The sequence below is a fragment of the Mesorhizobium sp. genome (genome assembly GCF_004962925.1).
GTDB lineage: Bacteria > Pseudomonadota > Alphaproteobacteria > Rhizobiales > Rhizobiaceae > Mesorhizobium.
Genome location: NZ_SUEO01000351.1, coordinates 1 through 837 on the forward strand (window position 1 = coordinate 1; position 837 = coordinate 837).

Here is an 837-nt window from a genome sequence, read left to right on the forward strand (position 1 = left end):
AATGGGAACCGCATCCAAAACCGAACGCGAGTCAAAAGTATCTTTGCTATGTCGAGGATTCGTATCCCCAGCTGTCTCATTGTCGTGCTCGATGCAATTGGGCAAAGACTGAACGTATTAAATGGCCTGTCGCCTTTGGGGCTGCAAGCTCCCCTTTGCTTGGAGTTTACCGCGCGCCCTACGCCGCCTGCGCCATCCGCTCCGAGCTCATGCGGTAGGAAATCGCCTCGGCCAGATGGATGCGGCCGACCGTCTCGCTGGCCTCGAGATCGGCCAGCGTCCGCGCCACTTTCAGCACCCGATGGTAGGCCCGAGCGGAAAAGCCGAGTTTCTCGCTGGCATCCCTGAGCAGCGACAGGCCCGATGCATCCGGCATGGCGATCTCCTCGATGACGGAGGGCGAGCAATGCGCGTTGGTGGTGGCGGAGGTCGCGCCGAGCCGCTCGAAACGCTCGCGCTGGATGGTGCGGGCGCGGGCCACGCGCAGCGCCACCGCGGCACTTTTCTCCGCCCGGTCCGGCCGGATCAGATCGCTGGCCGAGACCGCCGGCACCTCGATCCTGAGATCGATGCGGTCGAGCAGCGGGCCCGAAATGCGTGCCTGGTAGTCGGTGCGGCAACGGTCGCCGCGCAGGCAGCGATAGCCCGGCTCGCCGGCCATGCCGCAGCGGCACGGGTTCATCGCCGCGACCAGCTGGATGCGGGCCGGATAGGTGACACGATGATTGGCGCGAGCGATCATGCAGTCGCCGGTCTCCAGCGGCTGGCGCAGCGCATCGAGCGCCTGCGGCGAGAATTCGGGAAACTCGTCGAGGAACAGCACGCCGTGATGGGCAA

1 protein-coding gene is annotated in these 837 nt (G+C 65.4%); it reads right to left on the minus strand.

Features of this window, described 5'->3' with window-relative positions; genetic code table 11:
• Nucleotides 1–178 precede the first annotated feature (178 nt).
• Nucleotides 179–837 (minus strand): ATP-binding protein (locus tag E5W87_RS34675; RefSeq protein WP_292408247.1); only part of this gene is annotated, 659 nt, incomplete at its 5' end.